This window comes from Mucilaginibacter sp. HD30, assembly GCF_054061755.1.
Genome location: NZ_JBSSEO010000001.1, coordinates 1,435,026 through 1,451,132 on the forward strand (window position 1 = coordinate 1,435,026; position 16,107 = coordinate 1,451,132).

14 protein-coding genes are annotated in these 16,107 nt (G+C 43.0%); 8 read left to right on the forward strand and 6 right to left on the reverse strand.

All coding sequences use genetic code 11. The features are described 5' to 3' along the window. Window positions 1-263: 263 nt before the first annotated feature. From ACVW2L_RS07070 to ACVW2L_RS07080, 3 genes are all read right to left on the reverse strand, one after another. The gene (locus tag ACVW2L_RS07070) at window positions 264-470 is read right to left on the reverse strand and encodes a hypothetical protein (protein ID WP_457127263.1); all 207 of its coding nucleotides are present in this window, start codon (window positions 468-470) and stop codon (window positions 264-266) included. A 19-nt stretch (window positions 471-489) separates the two neighbouring features. Continuing rightward, entirely contained in the window at window positions 490-1,401 is a 912-nt protein-coding gene (locus ACVW2L_RS07075; RefSeq protein WP_457127264.1) for an MBL fold metallo-hydrolase, read from the reverse strand. Between the two features lie 300 nt (window positions 1,402-1,701). After that, entirely contained in the window at window positions 1,702-3,900 is a 2,199-nt protein-coding gene (locus ACVW2L_RS07080) for an outer membrane protein assembly factor BamB family protein (protein WP_457127265.1), read from the reverse strand. Between the two features lie 246 nt (window positions 3,901-4,146). Here ACVW2L_RS07080 and ACVW2L_RS07085 point away from each other — a divergent pair, with 246 nt between their 5' ends. From ACVW2L_RS07085 to ACVW2L_RS07095, 3 genes are all read left to right on the forward strand, one after another. Beyond that, the gene (locus ACVW2L_RS07085; RefSeq protein ID WP_457127266.1) at window positions 4,147-4,362 is read left to right on the forward strand and encodes a hypothetical protein; all 216 of its coding nucleotides are present in this window, start codon (window positions 4,147-4,149) and stop codon (window positions 4,360-4,362) included. A 170-nt stretch (window positions 4,363-4,532) separates the two neighbouring features. Further along, a complete protein-coding gene (locus ACVW2L_RS07090) occupies window positions 4,533-5,096 on the forward strand; it encodes a hypothetical protein (RefSeq protein ID WP_457127267.1) in 564 nt (187 codons plus the stop codon). A gap of 170 nt (window positions 5,097-5,266) precedes the next feature. After that, on the forward strand, window positions 5,267-6,445 hold the full coding sequence (locus ACVW2L_RS07095) for a metallophosphoesterase (RefSeq protein WP_457127268.1): 1,179 nt from the start codon (window positions 5,267-5,269) through the stop codon (window positions 6,443-6,445). 36 nt (window positions 6,446-6,481) lie between these two features. Here ACVW2L_RS07095 and ACVW2L_RS07100 read toward each other — a convergent pair whose 3' ends face one another. Beyond that, window positions 6,482-7,612, reverse strand: a complete 1,131-nt coding sequence (locus ACVW2L_RS07100) for an AI-2E family transporter (RefSeq protein WP_457127269.1) — start codon at window positions 7,610-7,612, stop codon at window positions 6,482-6,484. A 256-nt stretch (window positions 7,613-7,868) separates the two neighbouring features. Here ACVW2L_RS07100 and ACVW2L_RS07105 point away from each other — a divergent pair, with 256 nt between their 5' ends. Together ACVW2L_RS07105 and ACVW2L_RS07110 are read left to right on the forward strand one after the other, a co-directional pair. Further along, the gene (locus tag ACVW2L_RS07105; RefSeq protein WP_457127270.1) at window positions 7,869-8,348 is read left to right on the forward strand and encodes a DUF4112 domain-containing protein; all 480 of its coding nucleotides are present in this window, start codon (window positions 7,869-7,871) and stop codon (window positions 8,346-8,348) included. 141 nt (window positions 8,349-8,489) lie between these two features. Next, window positions 8,490-10,142: a serine/threonine protein kinase gene (locus tag ACVW2L_RS07110; protein ID WP_457127271.1), complete on the forward strand. Its 1,653-nt coding sequence runs from the start codon at window positions 8,490-8,492 to the stop codon at window positions 10,140-10,142. A 311-nt stretch (window positions 10,143-10,453) separates the two neighbouring features. Here ACVW2L_RS07110 and ACVW2L_RS07115 read toward each other — a convergent pair whose 3' ends face one another. Continuing rightward, entirely contained in the window at window positions 10,454-10,729 is a 276-nt protein-coding gene (locus tag ACVW2L_RS07115; RefSeq protein ID WP_457127272.1) for a hypothetical protein, read from the reverse strand. Between the two features lie 652 nt (window positions 10,730-11,381). Here ACVW2L_RS07115 and ACVW2L_RS07120 point away from each other — a divergent pair. The 3 genes from ACVW2L_RS07120 to ACVW2L_RS07130 all read left to right on the forward strand — a co-directional run bounded on the left by ACVW2L_RS07120 (window position 11,382) and on the right by ACVW2L_RS07130 (window position 13,777). Then, on the forward strand, window positions 11,382-11,579 hold the full coding sequence (locus tag ACVW2L_RS07120; protein WP_457127273.1) for a hypothetical protein: 198 nt from the start codon (window positions 11,382-11,384) through the stop codon (window positions 11,577-11,579). Window positions 11,580-11,633: 54 nt separating this feature from the next. After that, window positions 11,634-11,867, forward strand: coding sequence for a hypothetical protein (locus ACVW2L_RS07125; RefSeq protein WP_457127274.1), 234 nt, complete (start codon window positions 11,634-11,636; stop codon window positions 11,865-11,867). A gap of 122 nt (window positions 11,868-11,989) precedes the next feature. Further along, window positions 11,990-13,777 (forward strand): hypothetical protein, encoded by a 1,788-nt coding sequence (locus tag ACVW2L_RS07130; RefSeq protein WP_457127275.1) that lies wholly within the window; start codon window positions 11,990-11,992, stop codon window positions 13,775-13,777. A 27-nt stretch (window positions 13,778-13,804) separates the two neighbouring features. On the opposite strand, the gene bglX is transcribed toward ACVW2L_RS07130, so the two are convergent. After that, window positions 13,805-16,099 (reverse strand): beta-glucosidase BglX, encoded by a 2,295-nt coding sequence (bglX, locus tag ACVW2L_RS07135; protein ID WP_457127276.1) that lies wholly within the window; start codon window positions 16,097-16,099, stop codon window positions 13,805-13,807. Window positions 16,100-16,107: the final 8 nt, after the last annotated feature.

The window sequence follows — 16,107 nt, forward strand, 5'->3', positions numbered from 1 at the left end:
CTTGTAATTAAAACAGAATAGGTTAGATAGGGTTTGATGAAGCATCTACCAGGATTTTTATATTATCAAACTGACTGTGACATAACCTTTTGATTGTTAAATGTTTATAAAATTACATCCGTATTATACACAGTTTTAATCAGGTATTATATACTGGTATTTCAGGTATTTTTAGTGTGCTTGGCTTTGATGCAGCAAAAAAAAACCGGTCCATTATATGTGACAGGATGATAATTTATGTGTATGGATAAGGTTATTAACCGTTAAGTATTCTCCTCGTTTTCCTGTATGGGCTTTCCATCTGGTGATACGTCTTTTTGGTTTACAGTTTCGCCCGAGCCTTCATTAGGCGGGCCATAGCCACTCCCTTTTTCTACTTCATTATGGCTTGGTGCCGCTTGGTTACTATCATCTTGGGTTGATTCAACAGCATCATCGTCCGGCAATTGTTCTACGCTTTGAGTGTTCATAATTTTATGTATTTAATTGTCAAGATCTTTTTATCGTCTTTCTTATTAAAGCAAACCCAACTACAGTTAAGGCACCAACCAATGTAAGCGTAAGTGGATGCAAACGTGAAGGTGGCACATAACGAACCCCACTCCCATCGGTAATAGCCGGCAATGGTACATAGCGCCCGCGCCTTGGCTTTGCAATCTTATTAAAGTTTGATGTTAATTGTTCAAGCCCATCCGTCAGCACTTTGCCGTTAATGGGTATGCCATGGCCGGTAGCAGCAATTTTCGGCATCAGCGCCTGAAGTTTATTAACTGAATCCTCCGCCAACTTCCAGTTGCAGGTAAAATATTTTGGCGGCCCGCTAACAACGACCTTGTCTGTTAATGTTGACATGGCAGACTCCTGCCGCGTAGTTACAAATGCATCACCTGCAATAAGCAAGCCGTCAGATCTACGGTAAAACGAAACGTGACCGGGTGAGTGTCCGGGGGTGAATATAACTTCCCACTCAGGCAAGTGCGGAGCCTCGCCCGCCTTAAGCGCCAGGATATGGCCCCTCAAATTAATTGGCCGTTTTGGATATAAAAAAGACAACAAACTCATTAACCCGCCGCCTGATGTGGGATCTGCTGGTGGATAAGCGGATTGTCCCGTTAAATATGGAAATTCAAGAGTGTGGGCATATATGGGTACTGCCCACACTTTAAGTAGTTCTTTAATAGCTCCACGGTGGTCAAAGTGCCCGTGAGTTAGCAATATGGCCGCCGGGGGCACTCCGCCGAAGAGATCATTAGCCATTCGCTTTATCCGTGACGCACTACCAATTAACCCGGCATCTATCAGTACCCAATGGTCATCTGAGGCAACCATATAAATGTTGACAAAGATTATTTTCATGCCCCATACACCTGGCGCGACGTTAAAATATTCAAGCTTGCTCATAATAAATAGTTAATGCCATTTCCAATAATTAAGTCATTGAACAATGAAACTAAGTTTATTAACATGGCTATTAATGAGCGGTTTGTATTTTTTAGCTTTCAGGTATTATGTGGGCTTTACTGATGTGCGGTGACGTGTTAACCGTAACACAAACAAGTATTTTTCACCAGTGAGCGAATAAACGATATGCAATTCATTAAGAATAGAAATAGCCTTGATGAGTGTGAAGTAAAAGATTTTAAACAAGAAAGGGCCGGTGTAAACACCAGCCCTTTTATCACAAGAGGATTCTCCTCTAATTTATTTTTTAAGCCTATAGGTTATTATTGACCCATTAGGATGAGTAGCATCGCTGCCTATAGTAACAGCAATATATTGGTTGCCATCCTTGCCTTTATAGATACTTGGCGTAGCATTTGAAGACGCAGGCATAATGGTTGACCATATCACTTTACCTGTCTTAGAATCGAAGGCACGTAATTTTTTGTCTCTACCTCCGCCCCAAAATACAATGTTTCCGGCAGTTGATACCGCACCGGCGTTTCCGGTTAACCCGGTTTCAGGTTCGCCTGGTTTCTGCCGGGATTCATCGTTACCCGCAGGTACCCTGAATAATTCTTTACCGGTAGCTAAATTAATAGCAACCAAACTTCCCCATGGTGGTGTAACGAATGGATTACGATTCATGTCTGATATTGCATTGTAAGCAACAACGTTGGTATACCTTACCTTTGCTGGCACAGGTTTACCATCCGGAGCAGTTCTGGTTTTAGTATCAGTACCACTTATGTATGATAATATAGCAGCCTCTTTAGATTTATCGTTTATCACACTGGCAAAGCCCGGCATTTTACCACCGCCGGCTTTTATTTTAGCAATAATCTGCGCGTCGGTTAAACGTTTCTGTACGTTAATTAGCGATGGATAGCTCTGTTCGTCGCCTAACTTATCCGCACCGTGGCAGGCAACGCAGTAAGTGCTATAGATGCCTTTACCTACCTCAAAGTCGGTTTGGTTGGTTACCGCACGGTTCTCTATCTTCTGCATTCTGATGATCTCCGGCGCATCATTTGTTTTAATATAAATGATGTTGGTACGCGGGTCAAAAGAGCCGCCACCCCAGTCAGCACCACCGTTTGAGCCGGGGCTATGGAAGGTTCCACGTACAGATGGAGGCGTAAAAATGCCTTCATAACGCAGCGTTTTCAATAAGCGCATAGATGAGTCATGAGCGGCTTGCGAAAAGTTGCTGATATCTTTCTCAGTAAGTGCCTGGCGTGCGAATGGTTTAGGCAAGACCGGTATAGGTTGGGTTGGAGACGTGATCTCGCCCGGAATATCAGATTTTGGTACAGGGGTTTCTTTAATTGGGAACAGTGATTTACCTGTTACGCGATCTAATACAAAAGTGAATCCACTTTTGCTCAATTGTACAACAGCATCTCTTTTTACACCATTTTTAGTAATAGTAACTAAGTTGGGTGGCGAAGAAAGGTCCCAATCCCAAAGATCGTGGTGAATGGTCTGGAAATGCCAGATATGTTTACCTGTTCTGGCGTCTAATGCTACCACACAATCGGCAAACAAATTGTCGCCCGGGCGATCAACACCATAAAAATCATATGATGTGCCGCCGGTTGCTATAAACACCATGCCGCGTTTTTTATCAACGCTTAAGCCGGCCCAATCATTGGCACCACCAAATTCTTTCCATGCATCTTTAGGCCAGGTGTTGTAACCTAACTCACCCGGTTGCGGAATGGTATGGAAGGTCCAGGTAAGTTTACCGGTAATACAATTGAATGCACGCACATATCCGGGAGCAGCACCATAGCTTTCGTCAACCCGTGCACCCAATATAATAAGGTCGCCCCAAATGGCGCCCGGTGATGACGATCCGGCAGAGGTTATCGTCTTAGGGTCATCGCGCAAACCAACGCGCAGATCTACCTTGCCGCCGTCGCCAAAGGTTTTTATTACCTCGCCGGTTGTAGCGCTAATGGCTACAAGGTTATTACCTATGGTTGATAAAATGCGTTTATCGCTGCCTTTTTCCCAGTAAGTTACGCCTCTGGTAACACTGCCACCATAGCCGCCACTCGTTGGATCGAACTCCCAAACCTGCTCGCCGGTTGATGAGTTAATGGCGTAAATTTTATTGCGGGCAAGCACAGAGTACATTACCCCATCAACAATGATTGGGTTGGATTGGCTACCGCCACCGCCAAAGCCTCTGCCCGGGGCAGCGCCGGCGGCTGCCGGTGCTGGCGCCGGGCCAAATTGCCAGGCTACCTCTAAATTTTGTACGTTGTCTTTATTGATCTGTGTTAAAGGCGAATAGGCATTCGTTTCAGAATTACCTCTGTATGCCCCCCATATGCGATCATCATTAATGGCTACGTATGCCGAGTAAGATGCCGCTATAAGTACTAAAGTTGCAATCTGATAGCTCCTTTTGTGCTTTAACGATGATAGTAAATTTTTAAAAGAAAGATTCATTTTATATTAATAATTGGGTTTTAATCAGGTTATTATTTAGCCTTAACAGGCTATTGGTTGCTGTTTATATTTGAGCATGCTATTATAAGACTTTTCAGCAAATTATTTTGTAAAATATATAATGCATAACTAAAATTTATTTCTGCCATTGATGTTTTGCAACCTAAGCCTTATAACCACTTTGACCTCAACAAAACAAAACCGCAACTGCGCTTGTTATACTCTACCAAATAAATTTCTAAAATTATGGAAAGTAACAAAAGGAAGAATGACGATGTGAACCAAGGTTCTGCGTCGCAAGAACAAAAAAGTCAACAAAACAGGAATAACAACCGTAGCCAACAGGAGCAGCAGACCAATAACAACAAGCATAGCGGCAGTCGCCAGGAAGAAGGCGGCGACAAATACCTGAGCAATGGATACCTGAATGACAAGGAACGTTACGACGATTCTGAGTTGTAATAATACTGAGTTTTAAAAACAACGCCATGCCGATAGACCGGGATGGCGTTGTTGTTTAGGAAGTTTTTATATGACGAATTCACCCCTACTTTTGTGAAACATTTTTAATTTTTAAGAAAACAAACTCGTTTTGCAACGTGTTATACTAATACCAAATAAATATCTAGGTTATGGAAAACAACACATGGAACAGTGATGATCAGAACCAACGTTCTGGCTCACCAGATCAAAACAACCAACAAGGTAATCAACAAGATTGGAGTCGTAGCGGCAACCAGGAACAGCAATCAAACGCTGGTTTGCAAGGTAGCGGCAGCAGCGCCGATCAACAAGGGCAGCCTGAAAGAAACCAGGATCAAAACTATCAGGATGCTAACGGTGGCAGCCAGCAAGAACAGCAACAAGGCAACGCCGATCCGGGTAACCCAAGCAGTGGGTCGCAAGGTCAGTTTAACAGCGACAATCCTAATTTAGAACGCCACGACCAGCAACAAGCTAATCAACAGGAGCAGCAATCAAATTTTGATGGCGGAAATTCAGGCAATCAACAAGGTCAGCAAAACTGGAGTTCAGAGTACGGCGGACAAGATCAACGCCAAGGCAACCGTCAGGAACAACAATCCGGCGATCAGGGTGGCTACAGCGACCAGGATGCCGTTAATGGAAACTCGGGTTCGCAAAGCGACAACAGAGAGTCAGACAGTGGGTATGATAATGAAGATGCCGTTTTATAAGCGACATTAATTTTAAATCCCATAAAGCCACTCTGGTAAAACAGGGTGGCTTTGTGATTTAATAGATCATAACGGAAAGTGGCAAAACAGGTGGAAATACTTTGTGTCATTTGTATCTCATTTACTATTTTTTTTAAAATGATTGCTGCTTTAATTCGTCTTAGCAGTATATGGCTAAAAGACTTCCTTTCATTATCCTTCTTTGGTTGCTCAGCAACTTGTATTTTTATCAGGCAATAAAAACCATTTCTGTAACAGATTTGTACGCAGCGTTTTATTGGCTGATCAACGTACTATTAATTGGTGGCATTGTTTCCGCATTTTTTGTGCGACGCGGCTCTGGCCTGCAGCAAACGCTGATAACGTGGCTTATGGGACTTATGCTGCTGGTGCTCGTCCCCAGCCTGATGGCAACGCCTTTTTTATTGATAGAAGATTTAACGCGCATAGTTCGGGGTTTTCCGCCCAGATCACTTTGGGTAAGCCAAGTGGCTGTTATTATTGCCGGCATCGCGTTCCTCGTTGTTTTATTTGGAATTACCCGGGGACGCCATTTTTACCGGTTAAAAAAATCGACATTAATCTTTCCCGACTTGCCGGCTGCCTTTGATGGATTTACCATTACACAGATCACCGATGTTCATTCCGGAAGTTTTATGGACGCTGAGGGTGTAAAAAAAGGACTGGAACTTGTAAATACGCAGCGTAGTGATGTGATCTTATTTACCGGCGACCTAGTTAACAATAAAGCGGCTGAAATGGATCCCTGGATTACACCGTTTGCGGGACTAAAGGCATCTATGGGTAAGTATTCCGTCCTTGGTAACCATGACTATGGCGACTACGTAAAATGGGAGAGCGATGAAGCCAAAGAAGCCAACCTTAAGCGATTGAAAGAGGTTCATGGAGAAATGGGATTCCGTTTGTTGCTGGACGAGTCTATTAGCTTGCAAAAAGACGGTGCGGCTATTAATCTGATTGGCGTAGAGAACTGGGGCAAGGGTGGCTTTCATAAATACGGGGATCTGAAAAAAGCGACCCTTAACGTACCGGATAAAGGCTTTAAAATACTCTTATCTCATGATCCTTCGCACTGGGAAGCAGTTACGTTAAATCATGAGCAGCACATCCACTTAACATTATCCGGCCACACACACGGCATGCAGTTTGGTATCGATTTCCTCGGCTTTAAATGGAGCCCTGTGCAGTACGTTTACAAACAGTGGCTCGGGCTTTATCATTCAGCCGGGCGCTACCTTTACGTCAACCGGGGTTTTGGCTTTATCGGTTTGAAGGGACGCATCGGCATGTGGCCAGAAGTAGCTGTGATTACCTTAAAGCGCGGTTAAACTGTTATCATACCATTAATATAACAAATTGTCGTTCTATTCTTCGGCTTTAACCTTGATCTTTTTGTTCCTGACCATTAACCGGGTTGCAAGCTTGTTTTGTTTCCGCTCTTCGTCGCCAAGGATAATTCCCCATGGCTGCAAGCTCTCTACCCGGTCAAAAACAATTTTTAATACCGCAATAACAGGAATAGATAAGAACATTCCCGGGATCCCCCAGAGCATCTCTCCTATTACCACGCCTAAAATTGTCACAAAGGCATTGATGCGTACTTTAGAACCCACCACCATGGGTAATATAACGTTGCTGTCCAATAAATGCATGATCACTAGTGAACTCATCACCCACACTGCCTGACTGCCGTCAGACGAGGTTCCAAGGCTGACAACAGCACTGATAATTAGCGCGGTAAATATTCCGATATATGGTATCACGTTAAAAAGACCGGTTATCAATCCCAACAGGATAGCATACTTCACGCCCATAAGAGAAAAAGCCACACTAACCACAATGGCTACAATAGCCATCTGGATCAATAAGCCGATAATATATTTGCGGATGATGTGCTGCACTCGTTCTATAATCTCGTGTACTGTGGCATTATTTTCTTTTAGAAAAACCGATTCCAGGAATTTCATGATCAAACTGCGGTATAACAAAAAGAAAAAAGAATAAATAAAAGTAAATACGAGGAATAGAATGATGGAAGATAAAGACAGTACCGTCGCCCCTACCGTCTCCGTGTCAGGCGATAACACTTTACTTGTGGCGGTATTCACGACTCTTAATTGTTTACCACGCGTAACGTGGAAGTTATCCTGCACCCACCCGCGAAACTCCCAAAGAGATCTTTTCATCTGGGCCTGAAAATCAGGCCATTCTTTAGCCAAGTCTGCTATTTGAGAGCCGATCACGTAAATGACCGCTCCGATAAAAGCCAGCAACAATAAAACAGCTACCATCGCCGCCGCACTCCGGGGCAGGCGTAGTTTAAACTCAAAAAACTGCGCTACTGGCAACAATAAAATAGAAAAAAGGCAGGAAAAGACTATCGGGGAAAGAATTTCTTTAGCAATGATAACGAGGTAGCCAATAGCAAAAAGGCTGAAAAGCACACAGGCCAGCTTAATATAAAAGGGTAGATGGGTAAATGTTTTCAGATCCATAAAGCAGGCATTTGTTTAAAAAATCAAGATAGAATAATTTAACTCAAAAGCTCTAAATAAATTAATGCTAATATATAAACCAAAGAGATAGTTTGGGATCCGCAGTTCGTAAGGCTATTCCATAACAAAAATTAAGTTTAAAAATGCGGCCACGGGCCACGTTTAAAATTAAACAATAACGACACTAGTTCTGGCCAAAGCTTCGGCCTACAATTTCACAAAACAAATCACTGTACTTTTCATTCCTCTAATAGCAATGAAACAATTACCAAAAAACATAGCACTTACAGGGCAGTTAAAATGGGTTGAGCGGATAGCCTCTGTTATGGACGACAAATTCCGTTTCCCCGGTACAAATTTTCGTTTTGGGCTCGATCCTATTCTGAACTTTATCCCTTTTGCAGGAGATGTTTCAGGCTTTATCGTAGCAGCAGCGCTGCTTTATGTAATTGCAAAGAACGGGGGTGTGAGTCGCAAGGTACTTATTTTAATGGCTGTTAACATTTGCATAGATGGGCTTCTTGGCGGAATCCCTCTCCTCGGGCAAATTACCGACTTCTATTTTAAAGCGAATACCCGCAACATTAAGTTGCTAAAGGAGCATTACCAGGAAGGTAAGCATCAAGGCAGCGGTAAAGGAATTATTGCCTTAATTTTAATAGTGCTGGTAATTTTCCTCGCGTCTACTATCTATGTGTCTTACGTAGCTCTGCGATGGTTATTTGGGGTTTTTTGATAGCCCTAATAATTCAGGCATACTAAACCCTGGCAGCAGGGCCGGCTCTAATACTTACGGTTCAAAAAAACTATTTTTGTGAAGTGGGGTTTTGAAATGGATACATTTATAGCAAAAACAGCTTAGCGTTAACAAAACCAAATGGGTAAAATTTTTACGATAACCGATGGGCTCGAAAACATGGGCGCTCTGCACACGGGCGGCCAAGGTTCGGTATACAAAGGCAGGCGCATCGGCGAAATTTTTGTAGCAGTAAAGCTTTTGCCTAACCCAATTCATGCCGAAGATGAGAACGACAAGCACTATAAAGACTTTATTAACGAGGTAGAGAAATTAAAAAAAGTTAACCAGATATCAAACCCTAATGTTGTTAAGATACTCAACTCGGGCATTACCGAAAGCGGCTCGCTTCCGTTTATCGAGATGGAATTTATTGAGGGTCCTGATCTTGCGGAACTGCTTACAGAGAAAGATACACCTGTTTTTACCATCCCTGAAGCCATTAAGGTGGCCTATCAGCTTGCAAATGCGCTGAGTCATTGCCATAAGGTATCAGTAAAGCATGGCGATATCAAAAGCAACAACGTTAAATTCAACATCAATACAGGCAACTATGTGTTGCTTGATTTTGGTCTCGCAATTATGAGCGACGAGCAGCGGAGGAGCAGCTTACGAAATGCGGGAGCGGTAGAGTTTATGGCGCCGGAGCAAAGCGAGGGCAACCTGTTGCCGCAAAGCGATGTTTACAGCTACGGCATTATCCTTTACGAGTTGCTGGCGGGCACTGTTCCCTTTAAACTGAATGACAACGGCCAGACCGCCCGTAATGCTGTAATGATAGCACACCTGGAACAAGAGCCACCCGATCTGTTTGCGTTGCGTGAAAAAAACATGCCTTTAAACTGGCCCGAGGACCAGCGCCACCGTGAATTGCAAGTACCTGGATGGCTGCTAACGCTCATCTCTAAATGTTTGCAAAAGAATCCGGCCGACCGTTACGCCGACGGCACCGAACTGCGTGAGGTGATACAACACAGTGTGATCAGCGTAAAAGATGATACAGAGAGTGCCCTAATCCTGCAAAACCAAATAGAAGCCCTTGAATTAAAACTACAGGAAGAGGCGGCAAAGACAAGCCAGTTACAGCAGGAAATAACACAGCTTAAAAATATCCAGCCGGCATTTAAGGCAACGCCGGTAACAGCATCGGCGCCACATAAAAATAGCAGTAAAAGTATGTCAAAGGCCCTATCAATCGGTATTGGGCTGCTGCTTATCGGTATGGGTGCGTTGGCCGGCCATTACCTTTTTAATGGCGGGACGGCAGCGGCTGTTTCAGTTCCAAAAGATACTATTGCTAGTACCGAAAGCTCAAAAAAAGCCCCGACAGAGCCAGTGCCCCGGAAAAAAATACAGGAAGAAGCAGAGGTAACGGTAAACAAGCCTATTGGAAAACCCGAAATTCTGCCGGTTAAGAAAACAAAAAAGGATTCGGCTAAAAAGGTGTTAAAAAAAACAGCACCTAAACCAAAGCCTGCTAAACCTGCGCCGGCCTATAGCGGTAAAGGCAGCGATGTAGGTAAAGTATTTACATTGTTTAGTACTTACGCTTACTTCCACAACAGACCGGACGAAACGAGCAAACGTGACGCAAATATAAACCAATGGAACAACGCACGCTTAAAAGCCATCGACGACCGAAACGGCTTTATTTACGTGGTGTATACCAACGATAATGGACAAACCAGCAAAGGCTGGCTCAGGAAAAAGGACTTGATTGTGGTTGGGCAATAATTCTGATATATATTGCCATGACTTTATTTTTTCTGGCAATCTTATTTGGACAATTGATTGTCAGTTACTTACCGATACAGAAAGTACTTATACGTTGATTGTCAGTAAGTTATAAAATTTTAGCACCAAATTAGAAACAAATTTTTTGGCCTAAATTTAGGTCATTGTTGGTACTATCATGTTACCCGAGGTGTTGATAACTTGGCAATATTAGGCATTATTTTGCAACTTTCACTTTAAGATGTGAGATATAAAGATAACTCAGTGAGATATTCAGCGCCAAAAGTTCACGACTTTATGATAATTAATCCTTATTGCATAAAAAATCCATCAGGGCCGATTGGTGCCCAAAAGGCATATCTAATATGCTTATTGGTACGTTTTTCCAAAGGCGGCTCTTTTACCTGATAAGCCAAACCAGATGGCTTTGGGTGCTTGGCAGCTAAATAAGCGATAGACATTTCGGTAATATATAGCAGATTTTCTGTTGTGACCTTAAGTAATTCCGAAACAGGCATTGGGTCTAATTGTTCTTTTCGATGTTCCATCGAAATTTTAGCTGTCAGTACGTCCTTATTTGGTTGCAAAGTAAAATCCAGTATCTGGACGTCTTCTAACCTGTGATCCAAGCAACCCCTAAAAGCGCGGGCTATTTTTAAAAAAGGTAAAGCTCCTTCAATAAAATTGGAAAATCCATCATCCTTACTAAATATTTGGTCAATAAGCTTGGAAAGTATCGAAATGCGCTCGCAGGTTTAAATTTTGATTTGTAAAAAATAAAGAATTGATCTCCATCAAAGATTGCAGTACATGATCTGCTTTTTGGAAAATAGTCTTTAACCTAGTGTGCAGATCAGGTACAGATGGCAGCTTATAATCAAGTTTACGGTCTTTGCGCTCATTGTATTCATCAATCAACGCCTTTCTGCTTCCATATAACTGGCAAATTCTTCATTAGAGCGTTCAATTCAATTAGAAGTTCTAGTACAACAATCTGTGTATGCCTGTTCAAAACATTTACCAAGTGATATTTGTAGTCGGTAACCTACCGACAGGTTGATCCAAACTGTGCTAAATACCTGTCTGTCCGGGCTGATATCAGGTGTTGAATACGAATAACCCCCAGCAGATACTATAAAAATAGAGTAATACACTTACCTAAAACGCGTAGTTTATCAGCGAACCGCTTCCCCTAACGCCTTGTTGTTCTATCAGATTGTACTACTTAAAAAATCCATTATGACAACACATGAAAAACGTCGGTCAGACAAAGAAGAACAGAAACAATCAGTTGATCTCGGTAGCGGCGAAGCTGGTGGCCAAAGCAAAACCAATGATCAGGATAACGCTATTAACAATGAAAGTGATTATCAGGAGCAAATAGCCGAAAAGCAACGTAAAATGGCTCAAGCTGGCGTTGGCTTCTCCGGCGACTAAATTGTATTACGGATCGTAGCCTCATTGTTTTATGGTAAAACTAAAATGGAAAAAATGGAAACATCAAATCAACACGGCGAAGGTAACATGACCAAGGCCATAGAAAACGAAACTTCAAAAATTCCGTCGGATTTTTATTTGGGAGCAGCAATAGCGGCAATGGGCGTGTCGTTGCTATTTAAACTTACCGCAAAAGATGACAAGGCACTGTTCTTCGGACAGTGGGTTGCTCCTTTTTTGCTATTTGGAATTTATAACAAAATAGTTAAAACCGTAGGTAGCGAGTAGTTTTTGATTCCGCCGGGGCTTTGATAAAAATTGTCCTGGCGGCTTTTAAGCTTTTGATGAGCAATGTGCCTGTCTTTATAATCTAAAGCTAATACCAACTTAAATTTAATGAAACATCAACTATGGCTCCTAAAAAGAAATGGCTGTGGATCGTTGCGGCTTTATTTGTCATAACCGGCACACTGATCAGTGGATGGTATTTTTTTAAGAAAGACCTGGCCAACGCAAACAGCAAAATTGCAAAACCTTTGCTGACCGATCAGCTAAAAAAAATGTTGCATAATGCGAGCGACGGATTATATCAGATGAAGTATAATAGCTTCAACCTGAATATCGACTCGGGCAAAGGGCTAATCACCAATCTTAAGCTTATTGCTGATACGGCTGTGTACGGTCGCCTTATTACTCAAAATAATGCGCCAAATAATGTGCTGTCTGTAAAGATAGATAGTCTTATTATTAAAAAATTTGGCTTTATTAAAACCGATTCAGGAAGACGCTTTAACATAGCTGCTATCATTGTAAAGCACCCAGTTATAGTATGCAGCAATAAGCGGCGGGCGTATAACGATACTGTAAGGGCCGGTAGTTCGCTGATAAAAGGTTTGATAAAGGATGTGTTAAAAATATGTCTCGTACAGCAGGTAACCGTCAATAATATGACGCTTACCTACATCAATAAAAACGAATCCAGCACAAAACAGACGGTTTTAAGAGGCTGGAACATGAACCTGACGGATATAAGTCTGGCGAATTTCGGAGGCAATAAAGATAGCGGTGACGAAGGAAAGCAGGCAGCATTAAAAATAAAAGGCGTAAGTATTGCCACCCCCGATAGTTTATACCGGCTTACCGTTACCGACATGCGGTTGATGCCAGAGCAGCGCAGTATGTACATTAAGCGTTTTGTGCTTAAGCCGAGGTTAAATAAAGTGGCCTTTTATCGCCAGTCGGGCTTTAACCGTGACAGGCTGCACTTTGTTTACAATGATATGTGGATGAAGAACATTGACCTAGACCGACTGCTGCGTAGACAGCAACTGCATGTAGGCGCTATGACGGCAGCTAGTTCATGGACAGAGGTATATAATAATTATCACTGGCCAAGGCGCGTTAGGCCCGAGCGTAATATCGTTCATCCGCAACAGCGGTTACAACTCCTGGCTTTTGATGTTACTATAGATACCATTAAAATGCACAGTGGTTATTTTCGTTACGCCATTGCCGCACAAAAGTCAAAACGTACAGCTAATTTATATATGACGAATATTGAAAGCAGCATTTATCATGTTACTAACAATGCCATGGAAAAAAAACGAAACCCTTATTTGGTTGTCCGGTCATACAGCCGGATGATGGGCGAAGGTAAAACGCGTGTTAAATATATTTTTAACCTTACAAGCAAAAACGGAGCCTTTACATCTTTTATTCATATGGGCCCCATGGATGCTAAGGCAGCTAATCCTTTGTCGGCTCCGCTGGGTTTAATGGCAGTAAAATCGGGCACTATTAATCAAATGGATATGTACGTTTCTGCCACCAACAAAACTGCAAAAGGCAATATAGACCTTTATTATAAAGACCTAAAGATAAATTTACTTAAGCGCGATGAAAAAGACAATACGCTTAAAAAGCGCGGCTTTTTGTCCTTAGTTGCTAATATGACCATGCCTAATGATAACCCGAAGGGCAACGGCGAATTTAGAAAAGGTCCTATTAATGTAATCCGCGACCCGCGCATGTCTTTTTTTGGTTTGATGTGGAAATGTACACAGGATGGTATGTCATCAGCGGTGACGGGTATTGATCAGAAAAAGGATAAGCCCGACGAAAACGCTGTTATAAAAGTGATAGAAAAAGTACTGAAGCCCAATCAAGACAAGAAGCAATTAAAAAAGGATGTTGATTAATTGCTCCCTGAGGTGAAGAGGATTTGCTTAACGGAGTACACGAAACCCGGCCGAATATAATTGCGCCGAATTAGGCCCTATCATCACTTCAAAATCTCCGGGTTCATACACATACTTGTTTTGAATGTTGTAAAACCTCAGGTCGTTTACTGTAATGGGAAAGCGTAGAGTCTTTGATTCTCCCGGCTTTAATGAAACCTGCTGAAAACCTTTTAGTTCTTTTAACGGCCGGGTGACAGAGCCTACAACATCGCGGATGTACAACTGCGCTGTTTCTATTCCTTCAACAGTACCTGTATTGGTAACAGTAATTGTAGCTGTTACCGCATTGCCCGGGGCTAAAGTATTTTTATTTAGCTGTACAGGGCTGTAGCTAAAGATGGTATAACTTAATCCAAAACCAAAGGGATATAAAGGCGTATTAGGCACATCCAGATATTTAGAAGTGTATTTTTGCTCTTCATTAAACGGCCGGCCGGTGTTCTTTTCGCTGTAATAAATAGGGATCTGCCCAACATTGCGCGGAAAGGTAAACGTTAACCTGCCTGATGGATTATACTTACCAAAAAGCACATCGGCTATCGCCTCGCCCGCTTTGGTTCCTGCAAACCAGGTTTCAAGTATGGCGTCAAGGTTCTCATCCTCCCATTGCAGCGTAAGCGGCCGGCCGTTCATTAGCACCAGTATAACCGGCTTTCCGGTAGCTTTCAGCGCACGCAACAGCTCCCGCTGATTATCGGGTAAACTAATATTGCTTCTGCTGGCAGCTTCTCCAGACATGCCGAACGGTTCGCCTAAAAATACCACCGCTACATCAGCATCTTTGGCTACGCGCACTGCTTCATCAAGTAACTGCCGGGGTCTTTGCGAATCAAGAACAATTTGTGCGTCATGTGGATTAAGCTTATTAATCAGCGCCTGGTCGTCCAATACATTACAGCCTTTTGCATAGCTAAAGCTGTTGTTTGGATATTGTCTGTGAAGTGCGTCCCATAAACTAATAGCCTGGTGCCAATCGCCCGCTCCGCTCCAGTTACCGATCAGGTTCCGCTGATCTTTAACCATTGGCCCTATAAAAGCAATTTTCGCATCACGTTTAAGCGGCAATATATTTCTTTTATTTTTTAATAATACCATGCTTTTTAGCGCCGCTTCTTTAGCCAGCTGCAATTTATCGCCACTCATTATTTGTTGTGTAGCCCTTGTTTGGTTAACATACATGTAAGGATCTTTAAAGAGCCCCAGTTTGTATTTGGCCTCCAACACCCTCCGGCATGCACGATCGATGTAGGATACATTCACCTTTTTAGTTGTGATCAGTTTTTTAAGGTTGTTCAGGTAAAATTCGCTTACCATATCCATATCATTGCCGGCTATTAAGGCCTGTCTTGTTACTTCGTCGGCATCGCCTATTCCATGCTGTACCAGTTCCATAATGCCGGTATAGTCGGTACTTACCAGGCCTTTAAAGCCCCATGTTTTACGCAACAACGTATTGAGCAGCCATTCATTAGCTGTCGCGGGCACACCGTTGATTTCATTGAACGAGGTCATAACTGTAGCCACTCCGGCATCAACGGCCGCCCGATAGGGCGGCAGGTAATCTTGCAGCATTTTACGTTCGCTCATGTCCACAACGTTATAATCACGCCCCGCTTCGGCAGCACCGTACAAGGCAAAATGTTTAACGCAGGCCAGCACCGTGTTATATGCAGCCAGATCATTGCCCTGGTAACCATGCACCATGGTACGGGCTATTTGCGAACCCAGCCAGGGGTCTTCACCTGATCCTTCTGAAACGCGGCCCCAACGCGGGTCGCGGGTAATATCAACCATTGGCGAAAATACCCAGTTCACGCCATCGGCCGACGCCTCTTCTGCAGCTGCTCGTGCCGTACGTTCAATAAGCGACAGATCCCACGAAGCAGATAATCCCAAGGGTATCGGGAAAATGGTTTTGTGGCCGTGTATCACATCGTAACCAAACAAAAGCGGAATCTTTAATCGAGTTTGGTTCACAGCCATTTCCTGCAGTTTACGCACAGCTTGTGGCGTATAAGTATTGAATACTCCGCCAACCATTCCCCTACGTATTTTACCCTCCACATCCTGGCTCAATATTGGCCCGGTGATATCAAATCCAACCGAGGGCAGATTAAGCTGACCTATCTTTTCATCAAGCGTCATTCTGCTCATCAGTTTGTTAATGTAGGTATTCATGGCGTTATCGCTTTTGCTTTGCGCCATGCCTGCATATGATACAGCAATTAATGATACGCCAATAGCCAGTTTGATAAAGTTTATGAAGATGGGTTTGCTCATGATCGTAT

Bases quoted from the DNA above. Each gene is read 5' to 3' on its own strand.
- ACVW2L_RS07070 (WP_457127263.1), bottom strand. From the start codon at position 470: ATGAACACTCAAAGCGTAGAACAATTGCCGGACGATGATGCTGTTGAA.
- ACVW2L_RS07075 (WP_457127264.1), bottom strand. From the start codon at position 1,401: ATGAGCAAGCTTGAATATTTTAACGTCGCGCCAGGTGTATGGGGCATG.
- ACVW2L_RS07080 (WP_457127265.1), bottom strand. From the start codon at position 3,900: ATGAATCTTTCTTTTAAAAATTTACTATCATCGTTAAAGCACAAAAGG.
- ACVW2L_RS07085 (WP_457127266.1), top strand. From the start codon at position 4,147: ATGGAAAGTAACAAAAGGAAGAATGACGATGTGAACCAAGGTTCTGCG.
- ACVW2L_RS07090 (WP_457127267.1), top strand. From the start codon at position 4,533: ATGGAAAACAACACATGGAACAGTGATGATCAGAACCAACGTTCTGGC.
- ACVW2L_RS07095 (WP_457127268.1), top strand. From the start codon at position 5,267: ATGGCTAAAAGACTTCCTTTCATTATCCTTCTTTGGTTGCTCAGCAAC.
- ACVW2L_RS07100 (WP_457127269.1), bottom strand. From the start codon at position 7,612: ATGGATCTGAAAACATTTACCCATCTACCCTTTTATATTAAGCTGGCC.
- ACVW2L_RS07105 (WP_457127270.1), top strand. From the start codon at position 7,869: ATGAAACAATTACCAAAAAACATAGCACTTACAGGGCAGTTAAAATGG.
- ACVW2L_RS07110 (WP_457127271.1), top strand. From the start codon at position 8,490: ATGGGTAAAATTTTTACGATAACCGATGGGCTCGAAAACATGGGCGCT.
- ACVW2L_RS07120 (WP_457127273.1), top strand. From the start codon at position 11,382: ATGACAACACATGAAAAACGTCGGTCAGACAAAGAAGAACAGAAACAA.
- ACVW2L_RS07125 (WP_457127274.1), top strand. From the start codon at position 11,634: ATGGAAACATCAAATCAACACGGCGAAGGTAACATGACCAAGGCCATA.
- ACVW2L_RS07130 (WP_457127275.1), top strand. From the start codon at position 11,990: ATGGCTCCTAAAAAGAAATGGCTGTGGATCGTTGCGGCTTTATTTGTC.
- bglX (WP_457127276.1), bottom strand. From the start codon at position 16,099: ATGAGCAAACCCATCTTCATAAACTTTATCAAACTGGCTATTGGCGTA.